General features: G+C 71.5%; 18 protein-coding genes. 10 read left to right on the top strand and 8 right to left on the bottom strand.

Annotation, left to right across the window (positions count from 1 at the left end; all coding sequences use genetic code 11):
* Positions 1 to 67: 67 nt before the first annotated feature.
* Complete coding sequence (locus ACQPYE_RS36525; RefSeq protein WP_498717674.1) at positions 68 to 547, bottom strand: ricin-type beta-trefoil lectin domain protein; 480 nt, start codon at positions 545 to 547, stop codon at positions 68 to 70.
* 263 nt (positions 548 to 810) lie between these two features.
* Here ACQPYE_RS36525 and ACQPYE_RS36520 point away from each other — a divergent pair, with 263 nt between their 5' ends.
* From ACQPYE_RS36520 to ACQPYE_RS36490, 7 genes are all read left to right on the top strand, one after another.
* Complete coding sequence (locus ACQPYE_RS36520) at positions 811 to 1,227, top strand: GntR family transcriptional regulator (protein ID WP_498717673.1); 417 nt, start codon at positions 811 to 813, stop codon at positions 1,225 to 1,227.
* Positions 1,224 to 2,096, top strand: coding sequence for an ATP-binding cassette domain-containing protein (locus ACQPYE_RS36515; RefSeq protein ID WP_498717672.1), 873 nt, complete (start codon positions 1,224 to 1,226; stop codon positions 2,094 to 2,096). Before ACQPYE_RS36520 ends, ACQPYE_RS36515 begins: the two co-directional genes overlap by 4 nt.
* Entirely contained in the window at positions 2,093 to 3,103 is a 1,011-nt protein-coding gene (locus ACQPYE_RS36510; RefSeq protein WP_498717671.1) for an ABC-2 membrane transporter-related protein, read from the top strand. Before ACQPYE_RS36515 ends, ACQPYE_RS36510 begins: the two co-directional genes overlap by 4 nt.
* Before the next feature lie 206 nt (positions 3,104 to 3,309).
* On the top strand, positions 3,310 to 4,506 hold the full coding sequence (locus ACQPYE_RS36505; protein ID WP_498717670.1) for a 5-(carboxyamino)imidazole ribonucleotide synthase: 1,197 nt from the start codon (positions 3,310 to 3,312) through the stop codon (positions 4,504 to 4,506).
* 17 nt (positions 4,507 to 4,523) lie between these two features.
* Positions 4,524 to 5,009 carry a 5-(carboxyamino)imidazole ribonucleotide mutase gene (gene purE, locus ACQPYE_RS36500; RefSeq protein ID WP_498723058.1) on the top strand — a complete coding sequence of 162 codons (486 nt, stop codon included), beginning with the start codon at positions 4,524 to 4,526 and terminating at the stop codon, positions 5,007 to 5,009.
* 52 nt (positions 5,010 to 5,061) lie between these two features.
* Positions 5,062 to 6,225 (top strand): acyl-CoA dehydrogenase, encoded by a 1,164-nt coding sequence (locus ACQPYE_RS36495; RefSeq protein ID WP_498717669.1) that lies wholly within the window; start codon positions 5,062 to 5,064, stop codon positions 6,223 to 6,225.
* A gap of 198 nt (positions 6,226 to 6,423) precedes the next feature.
* Positions 6,424 to 6,753, top strand: coding sequence for a hypothetical protein (locus tag ACQPYE_RS36490; protein WP_498717668.1), 330 nt, complete (start codon positions 6,424 to 6,426; stop codon positions 6,751 to 6,753).
* Here the strand turns inward: ACQPYE_RS36490 and ACQPYE_RS36485 are convergent.
* The 3 genes from ACQPYE_RS36485 to ACQPYE_RS36475 all read right to left on the bottom strand — a co-directional run bounded on the left by ACQPYE_RS36485 (position 6,732) and on the right by ACQPYE_RS36475 (position 8,718).
* On the bottom strand, positions 6,732 to 7,799 hold the full coding sequence (locus ACQPYE_RS36485; protein WP_498717667.1) for a VanZ family protein: 1,068 nt from the start codon (positions 7,797 to 7,799) through the stop codon (positions 6,732 to 6,734). The two genes, ACQPYE_RS36490 and ACQPYE_RS36485, sit on opposite strands and share 22 nt — an antisense overlap.
* A gap of 111 nt (positions 7,800 to 7,910) precedes the next feature.
* On the bottom strand, positions 7,911 to 8,390 hold the full coding sequence (locus tag ACQPYE_RS36480; protein ID WP_498717666.1) for an SRPBCC family protein: 480 nt from the start codon (positions 8,388 to 8,390) through the stop codon (positions 7,911 to 7,913).
* The gene (locus ACQPYE_RS36475) at positions 8,380 to 8,718 is read right to left on the bottom strand and encodes an ArsR/SmtB family transcription factor (RefSeq protein ID WP_498717665.1); all 339 of its coding nucleotides are present in this window, start codon (positions 8,716 to 8,718) and stop codon (positions 8,380 to 8,382) included. The genes ACQPYE_RS36480 and ACQPYE_RS36475 overlap by 11 nt, the downstream gene beginning before the upstream one ends.
* A 145-nt stretch (positions 8,719 to 8,863) precedes the next feature.
* Between ACQPYE_RS36475 and ACQPYE_RS36470 the strand changes: the two genes are divergently transcribed.
* Positions 8,864 to 9,271 carry a DoxX family protein gene (locus ACQPYE_RS36470; protein ID WP_498717664.1) on the top strand — a complete coding sequence of 136 codons (408 nt, stop codon included), beginning with the start codon at positions 8,864 to 8,866 and terminating at the stop codon, positions 9,269 to 9,271.
* Positions 9,272 to 9,274: 3 nt separating this feature from the next.
* Here ACQPYE_RS36470 and ACQPYE_RS36465 read toward each other — a convergent pair whose 3' ends face one another.
* The 4 genes from ACQPYE_RS36465 to ACQPYE_RS36450 form a co-directional block, all read right to left on the bottom strand.
* A complete protein-coding gene (locus ACQPYE_RS36465) occupies positions 9,275 to 9,970 on the bottom strand; it encodes a TIGR03089 family protein (RefSeq protein ID WP_498717663.1) in 696 nt (231 codons plus the stop codon).
* 52 nt (positions 9,971 to 10,022) lie between these two features.
* Positions 10,023 to 10,925, bottom strand: a complete 903-nt coding sequence (locus ACQPYE_RS36460) for a hypothetical protein (RefSeq protein ID WP_498717662.1) — start codon at positions 10,923 to 10,925, stop codon at positions 10,023 to 10,025.
* 53 nt (positions 10,926 to 10,978) lie between these two features.
* Entirely contained in the window at positions 10,979 to 12,151 is a 1,173-nt protein-coding gene (locus ACQPYE_RS36455; RefSeq protein WP_498717661.1) for an LCP family protein, read from the bottom strand.
* Between the two features lie 85 nt (positions 12,152 to 12,236).
* Complete coding sequence (locus ACQPYE_RS36450) at positions 12,237 to 13,676, bottom strand: LCP family protein (RefSeq protein ID WP_498717660.1); 1,440 nt, start codon at positions 13,674 to 13,676, stop codon at positions 12,237 to 12,239.
* Between the two features lie 254 nt (positions 13,677 to 13,930).
* Between ACQPYE_RS36450 and rfbB the strand changes: the two genes are divergently transcribed.
* A complete protein-coding gene (gene rfbB / locus ACQPYE_RS36445) occupies positions 13,931 to 14,923 on the top strand; it encodes a dTDP-glucose 4,6-dehydratase (RefSeq protein WP_498717659.1) in 993 nt (330 codons plus the stop codon).
* Positions 14,923 to 15,816 (top strand): dTDP-4-dehydrorhamnose reductase, encoded by an 894-nt coding sequence (gene rfbD, locus ACQPYE_RS36440; RefSeq protein WP_498717658.1) that lies wholly within the window; start codon positions 14,923 to 14,925, stop codon positions 15,814 to 15,816. Before rfbB ends, rfbD begins: the two co-directional genes overlap by 1 nt.
* The last annotated feature ends 65 nt before the right edge of the window (positions 15,817 to 15,881 follow it).

The raw sequence follows: 15,881 nt of genomic DNA, 5'->3' as shown, positions 1-15,881 counted from the left end.
CTCCCCCTCCTCCGGAGGAGCCCGGCGCGTGCCTCCCCGGTGCGCCGGGCTCCTCACCTGCCGGGGGTTACTTGTGGATTTCCCACCGCTGGTCGGACCGCTCGGGGTCGCACGGCGCGAGGATCAGTTCCTTGTAGACGCCGTTGTGCGTGATGCAGAGACCGGTGCCCCTCAGTTCGAACAACCACGTGTGGTAGTCGTCGTAGGACGCGCCGACCCACCGCTGGTTCTCCGAGCCGTCACACGGCCGGCCCGCGATCTTGCCGTCGATCGCGGTCACGCACCACCCGTACTTCTTGTCCTTGATGGTGTTGTCGTCGGAGATGTACCACTTCTGGTTGTCCTCACCGTGGTACGGGTGGGGGATGACCGGGAACTCGGGCTCCCAGGCCCAGTTGGTCTGGTCCCACACGTCACCCGGCCGGGTGTAGCTCTCGATCACCCACTCGTCCTGTCGCGCGTCGGGCTGGGCGGCGTTGGAGATCGGTGCGACGAGCAGCGCCGAGGCAGCCGCGACGACGACGGCGAGGATACGTCCGAACTTCATTCGCTTTTCCTTCCGGTCCCGGATTTCGGGGCGTCGTCCAGTAGAAGCGCCGGCCGGGATCCACGAGCGGTGAGAACAACCATGGTGGTGGTAAACGACCCGGTCCGGTCGGTGCGGGCGTCGTGCCGGTCACGGACGTGGGAAGTGGCGCCACCCCACCGTGCGGGCGCGGTGGCACTCCGGGTGACCCGCTTGACAACTCCGGTGCGTTCGTGAACCGTGTGTCAGTGTCTTAGTCGAGTGACACAATTCGGAGGCGCCGGGTGGAGTTCCGCATCGACCGGTCCAGCGGCCTCCCCGCCTACCTCCAGCTCGTGCGCCAGGTGCGGGAGGCGCTGCGCCTGGGCTGGCTGGGGCCGGGAGACCGGCTGCCGACCGTCCGCGACGTCGTCGCGAGGAGTGGTGTGAACGCGAACACGGTGCTCAAGGCCTACCGCGAACTGGAACTGTCCGGCCTGGTCGAGGCGCGCCAGGGCTCGGGCACGTTCGTCAAGGCCGGTCTCGGCTCGACCGACCCGCAGGTGATGGAGGCGCTGAGAACGCGGCTCGCCGGGTGGGTCCGCGAGGCGCGTGCGGCGGGGTTGGACGTCGAGGACATCGACGCGCTGGTGCGTTCGGTGCTCACCGCCGACGAGGGCGGCGACCAGGCAACGGCAGGGGAGGGGGTGGTGGTCCGGTGAGCACTGCGGTCGAGTCCGCCGAGGGGTCCGGGGTGGCGCTGCGCGCGCGGGCGCTCGGCAAGCGCTACCGTGCGAAGTGGGCGTTGCGCGAGTGCACGTTCGAGCTGCCCGCGGGCCGCGTGGCGGCACTGGTCGGCGCGAACGGCGCCGGCAAGACGACGTTGATGACCGTCCTGGCCGGACTCCTCGACGCCGACGAGGGGTCGGCGGGCGCGGCGGGCCGGGTGGCGTTCGTGTCGCAGGAGAAGCCGGTCTACCGGCACTTCACGGCGGCGGACGTGCTGCGCCTCGGTGCGCGGCTCAACGTCGTCTGGGACGAGGCGCGCGCCCGCCGCTGGCTGGCCCGCTTCGAGATCCCGCTGGACCGGGCGTGCGGCAAGCTGTCCGGTGGCCAGGCGTCGCAGGTGGCGTTCGCGCTGGCCATCGGCTCGCGCCCGGACGTGCTCATGCTGGACGAGCCGCTGGCGAACCTCGACCCGCTGGCCCGTCGCGAGGTGACCGCCGAGCTGCTGAGCGAGGTCGACGAGACCGGCATGACCGTGCTGCTGTCCACGCACGTCGTGGCCGAGCTGTCCGGCGTCGCCGACTACCTGCTGCTGCTCGCGCACGGCCGGCTGCTGGCGGGGGGTGACCTGGACGAGCTGCTCGAGCGGCACGTCAGCTACACCGGTCCGCGCTCGGACGTGCCGCCCGCGCTGGGCGGGATCGTGGAGGCGCGGCACACCGGCAACCAGTCGACGTTTCTGGTCGAGCTGCCCGAGGGGCAGCCGCGGCCGGTGGTCGCGGGCCCGTGGGTCGAGCGCCCGCCGACGTTGGAGGACTACGTGCTCGCCCAGCTCGAAGCCACCCGGAAGGGGGCCCGCGCATGACCGCCACGACCGGTGCCGCGACCGGTGCCACGACCGGCGCCGCGCCCGTGGTCGAGCGCGCCCGCGTGGGGTGGGGCGACCTGGCGTGGCTGACCTGGCGGCAGCACCGGTGGGCGGTCGTCGGCCTCGTCGCCGTCGCGGTCGCGGCCGTCGCCCTGTCGCTCGGCATCGCGTGGCAGGTCGACGCCACCGGCGAGTCGGGGCAGCTGTTCGGTCGCTGGCGCGTCCTCAGCGTCACCCAGGTGATGCTGCTGGCGCCGATGGCGATCGGCCTGGCCGTCGCCGTGTTCTGGGCCTCGCCGCTGGTGTCGCGCGAGTACGAGCAGCGCACGCACCTCGTGGTGTGGAGCCAGGACGTCACCCCGGCCCGCTGGTTGACCGGCAAGGTCGTGCTGCTCGGCGTGCCCGCCGTGGCGCTGTCCGTCGGCCTCGGGCTGGCCTCGATCAAGCTGATGAACAGCGTCAACGCCGTCACGACCGAGTACCGCCCGTTCGGGCCGATGGAGCCGCCCGCGTTCGACGCGACGCCGTTGATGCAGGCCGGGTACGCGACGTTCGGCTTCGCGCTCGGCCTGGCGCTCAGCGCGGTCACCCGGCGCACGGTGCTGTCGATGGGTCTCGCCCTCGGCTCGTTCATCGTGGTGCGCGGCCTCGTGATGGGGCTGTGGCGGCCGTACTTCCAGGAGCCGCTGCGCGTGGTGGAGCAGTACGCCGACGGCTACCGGAGCACGTGGGACGACCCGGGCGACGGTGCGTGGACGGTGAACAGCGGCTTCGTGGACGCGGCGGGCAACGAGGTCCAGTTTCCGGCGCAGTGCGCGAGCATCCATGACAACGCGGACTACGCGAAGTGCATGGTGGACAGCGGCGTGCGGTACTTCACCGACTACCAGCCGGTGGAGCGGTTCGGCGCGTTCCAGCTGTACGAGTTCGCGATCTTCGCCGTGCTCGCCGCGGGCCTGTTCGCGCTGGCCTTCACGCGGGTGAGCCGCGCCCGTCGGGTCTGAACCGGTTCCACCTGGACCGGATTCCACCTGGACCTGGGTCCGGCCGGGACCGGGTCCGGCCCTCGGCCGGGTGACACCTCGGACCGGGGCTCGCCGCCTTCGCACCGCGGCGGCCCTGCCGTGGGGGTCCCGCGCGCTCCGGGAGCGCGCGGGGCTTCCGCACCCGGTCCGGAGCACCGTGTTTGTGCAGGTAGAATCACGAAACCGTGGACTCCCGAACCCGTCTCCCCGTCGTCGGCATGATCGGTGGCGGCCAGCTCGCCCGCATGACGCACCAGGCCGCCATCCCGCTCGGCCAGTCGCTGCGGGTGCTCGCCGAGTCGGACTCCGACCCGGCCGCGCTCGTCGCGCGTGACGTGGAGCTGGGCAAGCACACCGACCTGGACGCGTTGCGCGCGTTCGCCAAGTCGTGCGACGTCGTCACGTTCGACCACGAGCACGTGCCGCAGGAGCACCTGCACGCGCTGGTCGCCGACGGCGTGAAGGTGTTCCCCGGACCCGACGCCCTCGTGCACGCGCAGGACAAGCTGGTCATGCGCGAGCGGCTGGCGGCGATGGGCGCGCCCGTGCCGCCGTTCACCGCCGTGTCGGACGCGTCGGACGTGCTCAAGTTCGGCGCTCACCACGGCTGGCCGTGCGTGCTGAAGGCCGTGCGCGGCGGTTACGACGGCCGTGGCGTGTGGATGCTCAACACCCCGCAGAGCGCGCAGCGGGTCGTGCCCGAGCTGTTGGCCGCCGGCACGCCGTTGATGGTCGAGCAGTGCGTGCCGATGCGCCGGGAGCTGTCCGCGCTGGTCGCGCGCTCGCCGTTCGGCCAGGGCGCGGCGTGGCCGCTGGTGCAGACCGTGCAGCGGGAGGGCATCTGCGTCGAGGTGCTGGCGCCGGCCCCGGACGCGGACCCCGTCCTCGCCGAGCAGGCGCAGGGGCTGGCGCTGCGGATCGCCGCCGAGCTGGGCGTGGTCGGGTTGCTGGCCGTGGAGCTGTTCGAGACCGACGACGGGCTGGTCGTCAACGAGCTCGCCATGCGACCCCACAACTCCGGCCACTGGAGCATCGAGGGCGCCCGGACCTCGCAGTTCGAGCAGCACCTGCGGGCCGTGCTGGACTACCCGCTCGGCGCGACGGACCTCGTCGCGCCCGCCGTCGTCATGGCGAACGTCCTCGGCGCGGCGGACGCGCCCGAGATGGGGCCGGACGAGCGGCTGCACCACCTGTTCGCCCGGTTCCCCGACGCGCACGTGCACCTGTACGGCAAGGCGGAGCGGCCGGGGCGCAAGATCGGTCACGTGACGCTGCTCGGTGAGCGGATGGACGAGGTGCGGCGGCGGGCGGGGCTCGCGGCGCACTGGCTGTCCGACGGCGTGTGGCTGGACGGGTACGACATCCACGGAGGACAGCAGTGACGCACGTCGGCGTGATCATGGGCAGCGACTCGGACTGGCCGGTGATGAAGGCCGCGGCCGAGGCGCTGGCGGAGTTCGACGTCACCTACGAGGTCGGCGTGTACTCGGCGCACCGCACGCCGCAGCGGATGCTGGACTACGCCACCACGGCCGCGTCCCGGGGGTTGCGGGTGATCATCGCGGGCGCCGGCGGCGCCGCGCACCTGCCGGGCATGGTGGCCTCGGCGACCGCGTTGCCGGTGATCGGCGTGCCGGTGCCGTTGAAGTACCTGGACGGGATGGACTCGCTGCTGTCGATCGTGCAGATGCCGGCGGGCGTGCCGGTGGCCACGGTGTCCGTGGGTGGCGCGCGCAACGCCGGGCTGCTGGCCGTGCGGGTCCTGGCGGCGGGGGACGAGGAGCTGCGCAAGCGGATGGAGGCGTTCCAGGCGTCGCTGTCCGACTTGGTGCTGGCGAAGGATGCGGCGTTGCGGGCTGTTGCGGACGGCACAGCGGCGAACTGAGTGAACGCGCGCTAACATCCGGGTAGGACGCCCTACCGGGAGGTAACTTAACGTGGACCCGAGCTTCGGTACCTACCAGCTCGCCGAAGAGCACGAGGCGCTGCGCGCGGCGGTCCGGTCGCTGGCCGACAAGGAGATCGCGCCGCACGCGGCCGACGTGGACGAGCAGGAGCGCTTCCCGGTCGAGGCGTTGAACGCGCTGGTCAAGTCCGGTTTCGCGGCCGTGCACGTGCCGGAGGACTACGACGGCCAGGGCGCCGACTCGGTGGCCACGTGCATCGTGATCGAGGAGGTGGCGCGCGTGTGCGCGTCGTCGTCCCTGATCCCGGCGGTGAACAAGCTGGGCACGATGCCGATCCTGCTGTCGGCGTCGGAGTCGCTCAAGCGGCAGGTCCTGCCGTCCATCGCGTCCGGTGAGGCGATGGCGTCCTACGCGCTGTCGGAGCGGGAGGCCGGTTCGGACACGGCGTCCATGCGCACGCGCGCCCGCCTCGACGGCGACCACTGGGTGTTGAACGGCACCAAGTGCTGGATCACCAATGCCGGCGAGTCGACCTGGTACACGGTCATGGCCGTGACGGATCCCGACGCGCCGAAGAAGTCGCAGGGCATCTCGGCGTTCGTCGTGCACAAGGACGACCCGGGTTTCGTCGTGGGGTCGAAGGAGCGCAAGCTCGGCATCAAGGGCTCGCCCACCCGGGAGATCCACTTCGAGAACTGCACGATCCCGGCGGACCGCGTCATCGGCGAACCGGGCACCGGCCTGAAGACCGCGCTGCGCACCCTGGACCACACCCGCCCGACCATCGGCGCGCAGGCGGTGGGCATCGCCCAGGGCGCCCTGGAAGCCGCCGTCGCCTACGTCAAGGACCGCAAGCAGTTCGGCAAGTCGATCTCCGAGTTCCAGGGCGTCCAGTTCATGCTGGCCGACATGGCGATGAAGATCGAAGCCGCCCGGCACATGGTCTACGTGGCCGCGGCGAAGGCCGAGCGGGGTGAGCCGAACATCGGCTTCATCACGGCGGCGGCCAAGTGCTTCGCGTCGGACGTGGCGATGGAGGTCACGACGGACGCCGTGCAGCTGTTCGGCGGCGCCGGCTACACGCGCGACTTCCCGGTCGAGCGCATGATGCGCGACGCCAAGATCACCCAGATCTACGAGGGCACCAACCAGATCCAGCGCGTGGTCATGAGCCGCGCCCTGCTGAACGGCTAGGTCGCGCCGCGACGCGCGGGCGGCCTGTTCTTCGTGAACAGGCCGCCTTTGTCGTGTCTACGGATGTCCGCACGAATTCAGCTGGGTTATCACGGCGGGTAATGGCGCATTACTCTGATGGTCGAGTGTGCCCGGTGTTTCCGGCCCCTACCGTTGCGTCCCGGTCGGAAGAATCGCGGCGACAGGGAAGCAGGGCTCATGAACAGGACCAGGACCGCTGTCGTGGCACTCGCGATGGGTGTCGGCCTCACGGTGTCCGGCGGTGCGGCGGTCGCCGCGCCGGTCGAGGTCGCGGCCGGTGACATCGGTATCCAGTGCACCCGGCAGTACGTGCTGACCAGCAACGCGACCCTCCGCCACACGGCCGGCGGGTCGGTCAAGGCGTACGCGTTCACCGGCGACAAGTTCAACGTGCCCAACCCGTCGGGCAATTGGTACTACGGCAACCTCTACGACCAGTACAACAACCACTTCGGTGACGGCTACATCCTGGCTTCGGCGCTCGCCTACACCGGTATCTGCTTCTGATCCGGGATCGCGGCCCTTTCCGTCGGGATCGCCCGGGTGCCGGCGGCCAGGTCCGGCAGGCCCCGTTGGTCCCGGCGGAAAACGGGCACGATGAACGCGCCCAGGACGACGAACGCCAGCACGGCCAGGTCCACGGCGAACCACCACTCGGCGGGGGCGACGGCGGCGTAGGTGATCAGGCCCGTCACGCCCAGCAGTTCGCGCAGGGCGATCCGCAGGGGGTTGGCGCGGCTGCCGTCCGCGCGGCGGAGTCGGTAGCGCAGCAGCCACCCGCCCGGGGTCCGGCCGGTCGCCGACGGCAGCACCACGCGGATCGCCGCGGTCAGGGCGACCAGCCACCACAGGTTATCGCCGAAGAGCAGGTGGGTGGCCACGACCAGGATCACCACGTCCACCATCACCGCCGCGAGCCTGCGCGGCACCGTCACGGTGTCGGGCGGGGCCGTCGACGCGTCCGGGTGCGGCACGGCCGGGACGACCAGCGCGACCGGGGCGAGCATCCAGCCGACGAGGGCGCCGGTGGTGTTCGAGATCAGGTCGTCGACGTCCGCGATGCGGTACGGGCACGGGTACACGCCCAGGTTCCCCGAGTACTGCACGACCTCGACCGCCAGCGAGATCCCCAGGCCGATCGCGACCACGGCGAACGCACCGCGCCCGTACGACTTCCGCAGCACCACGCCCAGCGGCACGAACAGCGCGACGTTGAACGCCTGCTGGAGGAACGCGGTCGACGTGACCGCGGCGCCCAGGCCGGAACGCCCGTTCGCCGCCAGGTTGTGGCGCATGTCCGTCACCCACTGGAACGGCCTGGTGGACAGCATCGTCTCGCCGTCGCACACCAGTGCCGACGGGAACGGCAGGAAGATCAGCGCCAACGCCACCAACCCGTACGCCAGCAGCCCGTACAGCACCACCGCCCGACGCGGCTCCACCCGCCCGAACCGGTAGTAGTGCAATGCGACCAACGGCAGCAGGACGAGCACGCCGACACCGACGAACGCCGCGAAGCCGGTCCGAATCGACTCCAGGTACGAACTGAGCATGTCCACCGATCCGGTCCAGCAATGTCGCAACACAGGTCAACCGCTCAGTAACCCCATCGCGCGAACGCCAAACCCTATCGGGTCGCACAGCCGCTGAACGGACGCGCCGGGTCAGCCCATCGAAGCCAAGTGCGCCGCCAGCCGCTCGTAGCTGACCTCGGCCCCGTCCTTCATCCCCGTCCCGAGAGCGCGGTCGCGGTCCGCCTGGGTCGGGTACCTCATCGTCTGCACGACCGTCGTCCGGTCACCGTCCGCGATGAACCGGGTCGTGTTGACCGTCGACGCCCACCCGGGACCCCACGACTCGGTCTGGACGGTCTTCGACCAGGGCTCGACCTCCAGGTACTCGCCGGTCATCGCCATCTCGCCGCCGTCGGCCCGCCGCCACACCATGTGCCACCGCCCGCCCGGGCGCAGGTCGATCTCGCACACGGGCATCGTCCAGCCCTCGGGGCCGAGCATCCAGCGCGCGACGTGCTCCGGCTTGGTGAACGCCTCGAACACCAGCTCCTGCGGCGCGTCGAACGTCCTGGTCAGCGCCACCTCCACGGCGGACGGCGTGGTCCACGAAACGGTGGTGTCAGTCGTCATGGTCCTGCTCCTTCATGCGTTCGAGGTAGGAGTCCAGGCGGCGGTAGCTGTCGTCCCAGAAGCGGCGGAAGCCGTCGGCCCACTCGGTGACCTCGCGCAACGGCGTCGCGTCGAGCGCGCACGGCCGCCACTGCGCGTCACGTCCGCGCGTGATGAGCCCCGCCCGTTCCAGCACGCGCAGGTGCTTGGACACCGCCGGCCCGCTCATCGCGAACGGTTCGGAGAGTTCCTTCACGGTCGCCGCGCCGTCCGCGAGCCGCGCCAGGATGGCCCGGCGCGTCGGGTCGGCCAGGGCCGCGAAGGTGATGCTCAGGGGATCGTCCGCCATGGCTACCTAACCAGTTGGTTATCTAACTGACTGGTTTTCTACGCCCCTGTCGAGTCGCTGTCAACCGGCCCTCGGGGCGGGGAAAGTGGTTGAAAATTCATATAACGTCGGGGCGTTCGACCGTCGACCCGAAGGGGAAGCTCAGATGCTCAAGGACGTGGCAGCGCTCATCGGCCGTCTCGGCGTGGGGGCGGTCTTCATCGCCCACGGCTGGCAGAAGGTGACCGAGTGGGGTCTCGACGGCACCGCCACCGCGTTCGCGGGCATGGGCGTGCCGTTGCCGACGGCGTCCGCCTGGTTCGCCGCCGTCGTCGAGCTCGTCGGCGGCGCGCTGCTGGTCCTCGGCGTCGCGCTGCCGGTGGTCGGCGTGCTGCTGGCGGTGGACATGCTCGGCGCGCTGGTCCTCGTGCACCTGCCGAACGGGCTGCTCGGCCAGGGCGGCTACGAGCTGGTCCTCGTGCTCGGGGTCGCCGCCCTCGCGGTCGGGTTCAACGGCGGGTCGCTGTCCGTCGCCCGGTTGGCCAAGGGGCGTGCGGCCGGGCAGCCGGTCTAGGGGTCAGCCGACCAGGTCGAGGGTCGTCTGCTCGCCGGCGCGGCGCGCGGCCAGCAGGTCCGGTGCGGCGTTGCTGCACTGCACCAGCGAGCCGCCGCCCGCCAGCACGGCCAGGAAGCCGTTCAGCAGGCCGTCCGGCAGGGTCCACTCCACAGTGGACAGCACGCGGGACGTCGTGGTGATGCCCAACGTCGCAGCCCGCTGGTGCGCCTCCTCCACCACCTCGTCCACAGTGGACTTCAGCAGGGCGGGCGTGGCGCCGGGGACGGGCTCCCACGGCGCGAAGTCGTCGCCGAACACGCGCACGTCGTCGTTGTAGTCCACGGGCGCGCCGCTGCCCAGCCCCATGGGGTGCAACGACGCCACGGCCGTCACCAGGGCTCCGGGCGCTTCGCCGCCGGGCGCCACGACCGCCACCTTCGCGCCCGCCGGGTCGTCCGTCACCGCCGCGCCGCACCACCACGCGCCCAGCAGCACGCCGGCCGTCTGCCAGTGCGCGGGCAGCAGCACGGCCACCGGGTCGCCGGGCTCGACGTCGTGCTCGTCACGGAGCCAGTTCGCCGTCTTGGCCGCCCAGTTCCGGAGGGTGGCGCGCGACAGCTCGACCCGGGTGCCCGCCGCGTCGTCGTAGTGCGTGATCAGGGGACGGCCGGGATTCGCCGCGAACAGGGGCGCGAACAGGGCATCCGTGACGGTCATGGGCCAACCTTGCCACGCCCCGCCAACCCGACCGCCCCGACCCCCGCGTGTCCTACGCCCGCGCGTTCCGGACGGGGTTGGACAGCAGGACGCGCACGGCGTTGGCGGTCACGACCCCGCGCCACTCCAGCGCCGCCGCCGGCCCCGGCGGTTGCCACGACACCGGCCAGCCGCCGTCCTCGCCCTGGGCCGACACCAGCGCGTCCAGGTGCGCGGTGATCGCATCGGCCGGGAACAGGGCGCGCAGCGGATCGGTCGGCAGCGGCGCGAAGTCGAGCGGCGTCAGGCCGTACCCCTCGCCGGGGTAGAGGTGGAACAGGCTCAGGTCCGCGACCGACACCCCCTGCCGGCCGGCCCAGTCGCGGTCCGGGGTGGTGGCCAGGTAGCGCAGCGCGTTGAGGGCGGTGTGGGCGTCCACCGCACCCGACAGCGACGAGATCCGCGCCCGGCAGAACGCGTCCGCCGCGTCGAGCCAGGGCCCGGTCACGCCGGCCTTCCGCAGCCCCGCGACGATGCCCGCCGTCGGGTTGAGGCCGACCGGGAACCGGCCGTCACCCCAGTGCTCGGCCCGGGCGTGGTCGGCGATGTCGGGCAGCACGATCGGCAGCCCGCCCTCGGGTGACGTCACCGATTCGAGGTACGGCACCAGGCTCCCGGCGAACCCGGCGACCTCCCGCCGCACCACCGCGTCGGAGGCCGCGGGGGAGTCCAGCACCTGCCCGAGGACGCCGAGCGCGAAGTCGACGGCCAGCGGCTGGCTGTGCGGCGCCCGCACGTCCGGTTCCAGCGCGTGCCCCACCCCGCCGTCGGCGTTGCGGTAACCCGCGAGCACGTCCACGACCGCGACCGCCGCGACCGGGTCAGGCCGGGACCACAGCAGGGCGAGCCGTCGTTCGAGCAGGCGTGCGTGCGTGTCCAGGAACCCGTGCGCGCGGGCGAGGGCGGCGTTGTCCATGCCGACGATGCTGGCACCCGCGCCCAAGCCCCGTCTTGAACGGATCGGCCGCGCTAGTCGACGCAGACCGGGCCCGCCTGGACGGCGCGCCGGCGCGGGCCGTCCAGGCTCACCGGGCGGTCGGCGGCGAAGCGCCGGGCGGGTGAGGCCGAGGTCGGCGGCGGCGCGGTCGTGGGCGTCTTCTCGCCCAGCAGCTCCGCCACGAACGCCCTCACCTGCGGCGGGTCCACGGTCACGACGCTCTGGCCGCGCTCGTTCTGCACGCCCACGCCGGTCACCGGGATGGTGGCGAACTCGACGTTCCCGCCGGCCAGCCCGCGCGCCTGACCCGCGAACGTCGCCAGGTCCAGGTTGTCGTCCACCACGATCGACTTGTTCACCGCGTCCAGCAGCCCGGACAGCCGCGTCGGGTCCGCCAGCGTGCCCGCCGACAGCAGCTTCGACATCGCCGCCGACATGAACACCTGCTGCCGGGTGATCCGCCCGAGGTCGCCGCCCGGGATGCCCTTGCGCTGCCGCACGAACGCCAGCGCGTCGCCACCGGCGATCGTCTGCACGCCCGCGCGGAAGTTCGCACCCGAGTCCGGGTCCGACGTGCCCTCCTTCAGGCACACCTCCACGCCGCCGATGACCTCGGTGAGCAGGTAGAACCCGTACAGGTTGATCTCCGCGTAGTGGTCCACCCGCACGCCGGTCAGCTCCTGCACCACCTGCACCAACGCGCGCCGCCCAGCCTGGTCCCCGGCCTTGGCGCGCTCGGCCAGGTCCGACGTGCCCGCCGCCGCCAGCCGCTCCATGGTGAAGAACTTGGTCAGCCCGTACGCCGAGTTGATCTTCTCCTGGCCGACCTCGGGGATGGGCACGTAGGTGTCCCGGGGGATGGACACGGCGTGCGCCTTGCTGCCGTCGTGCGGCACGCGCATCACGATGATCGTGTCCGTGTTGAGCGTGTCCGTCGCCTCCGTGCGCAGCTTCCGCAGCACGTGGTCCGGCAGCGGCACGCCCTGGGCGTCGGTGCGGCTGTCGCTGCCGACCAGCAGGATGTCGGTCGCGCCGTCGGCCGCGGGCGGCGCGTTCGGCACGTCCGACAACGCGGTCAGCACGTCCGTCGTGTTCACGCTCTCCTGCACGCGCTGCAACGTCGACCAGCCGTACCCGGCCGCCGCCAGCACGGCCGCGGACAGCAGCGCGACGAGCACGCGTCCGGCGATCACCGCAGCCCTCACCGGCGTCCTTCCTACGAGTGGGTGTCCGACCAGGCTAACCACCTTCGGCCGGTCGGACGTCCGGGTTCACCGGTAGGTGGGTGTGTCAGTTGACGCAGACCACACCGTCGGCGGTGATCGGCGGGGTGGAACCGGTCGAGGGCGCGCTCCCCGTGCCGGTGGCGTCGACCGAAGCCGGGTCGGACTGGTCCGGCGGCTCGTAGTCGGCGCCGGCGTACACCAGAACCTGCCCTCTGGGCACGGAGTCGTCCTCGACGGCCTCGGCGTTACCGCCCAGGGCGGAGATCACCCTGTCGGCGCTCGCCCGCTCACCCGGCGCGTGCCGCACGGACGTGGTCTCCGCGTACGGCCCGGAGTTCGCGAGACCACGCCGGAAACCCTTCTCCACCAACGAGTCCAGCACGCTCGCGGCCAGCCGGTTCACGCCGGCGGAGTTGTAGACGTGCACGGTGATCGCCGAGGGCGGCGGCCCGGCCGGCGTCGTGGTGGTGGTGGCGGGGGCCTTCGACGGGCCGTCGTCGGTCGCCAGCCCCTTGATGAACTGCCGCACCCGGGCCGGGTCGACCGGCAGCACGTTGCCGTCGCTCCACGTGTCCGTCGGGTCGCCCACCGGGATCGTGCGGAACTGGATGTTGCCGCCGACCAGGCCCTGCATCTGGGTGGCGAACTCGGTGACGTTCCACCCCTCGCTCAGCACGACGGACTTCTTCACCGCCGTCACGAGCCGGTTGAGCTGGTCGAAGTCGGTCAGCGTGCCCGTGGACAGCACCTTGCGGGCCAGCGCGCCGATGAACACCTGCTGCCGCACGATCCGGTCCAGGTCGCCGCCGATCAGCCCGCCGCGCTGGCGCACGAACGACAGCGCCTTCGCCCCCTCGACGACCTGCCGCCCGGCCGGGAAGTCCGCGCCCGAGTCGCTGTCGCGGGTGGCCTGGTTCAGGCACACCTCGACGCCGCCGAGCGCCTTCGTCACCTCGTAGAAGCTGGCCAGGTTGACTTCGGCATACCGGTCGACGGTGACGGACCCGCCGGTCAGCCCCTCGATCGTCTTGATCAACGTCTTGCGGCCGGCCAGCGTCGACTGGAGCTCGATGCGGGCCTCGTCGGTCACGCCCTGCTCGCGCAGCGCCTGCGCCGTCTCGTTCTTCTGCCGGGACAGCGCCGAGTTCAGCTTGTGCTGGCCGAACCCGTCCGCGATCTCCACGTACGAGTCGCGGGGGAACGAGATGGCCACCGCGCGCGTGCCGTCCTGCGGGACGTGCACCAGGATCATCGTGTCGGTGTTCTGCGTGCCGTCCGCCACACCGCCGTTGAGCAGCGCCAACACCTCGTCCGACAGCGGGTTGCCCTGCGCGTCGGTGCGGCTGTCGACGCCGACCAGCAGGATGTCGATCGCGCCGTCGAGCGGTGTGCGGGCGACGCCCTCGGAGTCCTGGGTCACCGAGGAGGCGATGACGTCGGTCGTCGTGATGTCGTCGTCGATGTCGCCGAGGTAGTACCAGCCGTACCACGTGACGACGAGCACAGCCGCCGAGAGCAGTGCCAGCAGTGAACGCGCGGTGAGCGCGAGAGCACGCAGAGCAGCCGATCCACCGGCTGTTCGTGGCGGACTGGAGTCCACTGCCTGCCTCCCCCGTGCCTGACCCGGATCAGTGGCGCGGCGGCGAACCGCACCGGACATTCCTCTTATACGGGAGACGCTGTAACAACCAGGTGGGTTGCACGAAAGGCACTCGTGACAGACTGCGATGAGCAACCGCTTCCAGGAGGACACTGAGCATGCGGGTACTGGTAACGGGTGGGGCCGGGTTCATCGGTTCGCACTACGTGCGGGAGATGGTGGCCGGCGCGTACCCGGCCTACGCCGATGCCGAGGTGGTGGTGCTGGACAAGCTCACCTACGCCGGCAACGAGGCGAACCTGGCGCCGGTCGCGAACGACCCGAGGCTGACCTTCGTCCGGGGCGACATCTGCGACCGCGAGCTGGTCGCCGACCTGATGAGCGGGACGGACGTGGTGGTGCACTTCGCCGCCGAGTCCCATGTGGACCGATCGATCTCCGGATCGGCCGACTTCGTGCTGACCAACGTGCTCGGCACCCAGACGCTGCTGCAGGGCGCGCTGGAGGCCGGCGTGGCGAAGTTCGTGCACGTCTCGACCGACGAGGTCTACGGCACGATCGACGAGGGTTCCTGGACCGAGGACCACATCCTGGAGCCGAACTCGCCCTACTCGGCGTCCAAGGCGTCGTCGGACCTGCTGGCGCGCTCGTTCTTCCGCACCCACGGCCTGCCGGTCTGCGTCACCCGGTGCTCGAACAACTACGGTCCGTACCAGTTCCCCGAGAAGGTCATCCCCCTGTTCGTCACCAACCTGCTCGACGGCAGGAAGGTGCCGCTCTACGGCGACGGCCTCAACGTCCGGGACTGGCTCCACGTCGACGACCACTGCCGCGGCATCCAGCTCGTGCTCGAAGGCGGGCGCGGCGGTGAGATCTACAACATCGGCGGCGGCACCGAGCTGACCAACCGCGAGCTCACGGAGCGCCTGCTGGAGGCCACGGACCGCGACTGGGACTCGTTCGTCGAGCCGGTCGCCGACCGCAAGGGCCACGACCGCCGCTACTCGGTGGACATCACCAAGATCAACACCGAACTCGGTTACACCCCCCAGGTCGGCTTCGCCGAAGGCCTGGCCGCGACCGTGCGGTGGTACCGCGACAACCGCTCGTGGTGGGAGCCGCTCAAGCAGCGCGCCGCCCTGGCCGGCTGATGGCGCTCGCGCTCCTGGTGCCCGGCGGTCGCGGCCAGCTCGGGCGGGACCTGGTGGCGGCCACGCCCGACGACGGCCTCGTGCACGCGCCGTCGTCCGCCGAACTGGACCTGACCGACGCCCTCGCCGTGGCGGACGCGGTAGCCGTCTTCGCCTCGACCGCCCGTGACGCCGGCTACCGCCCGGTGGTCGTCAACTCGGCCGCCTACACGGCCGTGGACGCGGCGGAGTCCGACCCCGACCGCGCCTCGGCGGTCAACGCCGCCGGGCCGGAGCACCTGGCCACGAGCTGCCGCGAGCACGACGTCCCCCTGATCCACGTCTCGACCGACTACGTGTTCCCCGGCGACGGCGCCCGCCCGTACGAGCCGACCGACGAGACCGGCCCCAAGTCGGTCTACGGCCGCACCAAGCTCGACGGCGAACAACGCGTGCTGTCCACTTGGGACCGTTCCTGGATCGTCCGCACCGCGTGGGTCTACGGCGAGCACGGCAACAACTTCGTCAAGACCATGGCCCGCCTGGCCGCCACCAACGACACGCTGTCCGTCGTGGACGACCAGGTCGGCTCACCGACGTGGTCACTGGACCTCGCCCACGGCCTCGTGGAACTGGCCGCCACCGTCTCCACGGGCGGCACCCCACCCCGCGTGCTGCACGCCACCAACGACGGCGAGACCACCTGGTGCGGCTTCGCCCGGGCCGTCTTCACCGAACTCGGCCTCGACCCGACCCGCGTCCACCCGTGCACCACCGCCGCCTACCCCCGCCCCGCCCCCCGCCCGGCCTACTCCGTGCTGTCGGGCAAAACCTGGGCAAGCGCAGGCCTGACCCCACTGCGCCCCTGGCAAGCCGCCCTCTCCACCGCCATCTCCACCAACGCCGTGCCCTGACCACCACCCACACCACCACGGCCCTCCCACACCCCCACCGAGGCCCGATTTGACATGGGTTCGGG

Source organism: Actinosynnema sp. CA-299493, from assembly GCF_050946825.1.
Lineage (GTDB): Bacteria > Actinomycetota > Actinomycetes > Mycobacteriales > Pseudonocardiaceae > Actinosynnema.
The sequence above is the reverse complement of the archived record's forward strand: the minus strand, read 5'-3'. Positions and strand labels throughout refer to the sequence as shown.

Bases quoted from the DNA above. Each gene is read 5' to 3' on its own strand.
- ACQPYE_RS36525 (WP_498717674.1), bottom strand. From the start codon at position 547: ATGAAGTTCGGACGTATCCTCGCCGTCGTCGTCGCGGCTGCCTCGGCG.
- ACQPYE_RS36510 (WP_498717671.1), top strand. From the start codon at position 2,093: ATGACCGCCACGACCGGTGCCGCGACCGGTGCCACGACCGGCGCCGCG.
- purE (WP_498723058.1), top strand. From the start codon at position 4,524: ATGGGCAGCGACTCGGACTGGCCGGTGATGAAGGCCGCGGCCGAGGCG.
- ACQPYE_RS36490 (WP_498717668.1), top strand. From the start codon at position 6,424: ATGAACAGGACCAGGACCGCTGTCGTGGCACTCGCGATGGGTGTCGGC.
- ACQPYE_RS36485 (WP_498717667.1), bottom strand. From the start codon at position 7,799: ATGCTCAGTTCGTACCTGGAGTCGATTCGGACCGGCTTCGCGGCGTTC.
- ACQPYE_RS36480 (WP_498717666.1), bottom strand. From the start codon at position 8,390: ATGACGACTGACACCACCGTTTCGTGGACCACGCCGTCCGCCGTGGAG.
- ACQPYE_RS36475 (WP_498717665.1), bottom strand. From the start codon at position 8,718: ATGGCGGACGATCCCCTGAGCATCACCTTCGCGGCCCTGGCCGACCCG.
- ACQPYE_RS36470 (WP_498717664.1), top strand. From the start codon at position 8,864: ATGCTCAAGGACGTGGCAGCGCTCATCGGCCGTCTCGGCGTGGGGGCG.
- ACQPYE_RS36465 (WP_498717663.1), bottom strand. From the start codon at position 9,970: ATGACCGTCACGGATGCCCTGTTCGCGCCCCTGTTCGCGGCGAATCCC.
- ACQPYE_RS36460 (WP_498717662.1), bottom strand. From the start codon at position 10,925: ATGGACAACGCCGCCCTCGCCCGCGCGCACGGGTTCCTGGACACGCAC.
- rfbB (WP_498717659.1), top strand. From the start codon at position 13,931: ATGCGGGTACTGGTAACGGGTGGGGCCGGGTTCATCGGTTCGCACTAC.
- rfbD (WP_498717658.1), top strand. From the start codon at position 14,923: ATGGCGCTCGCGCTCCTGGTGCCCGGCGGTCGCGGCCAGCTCGGGCGG.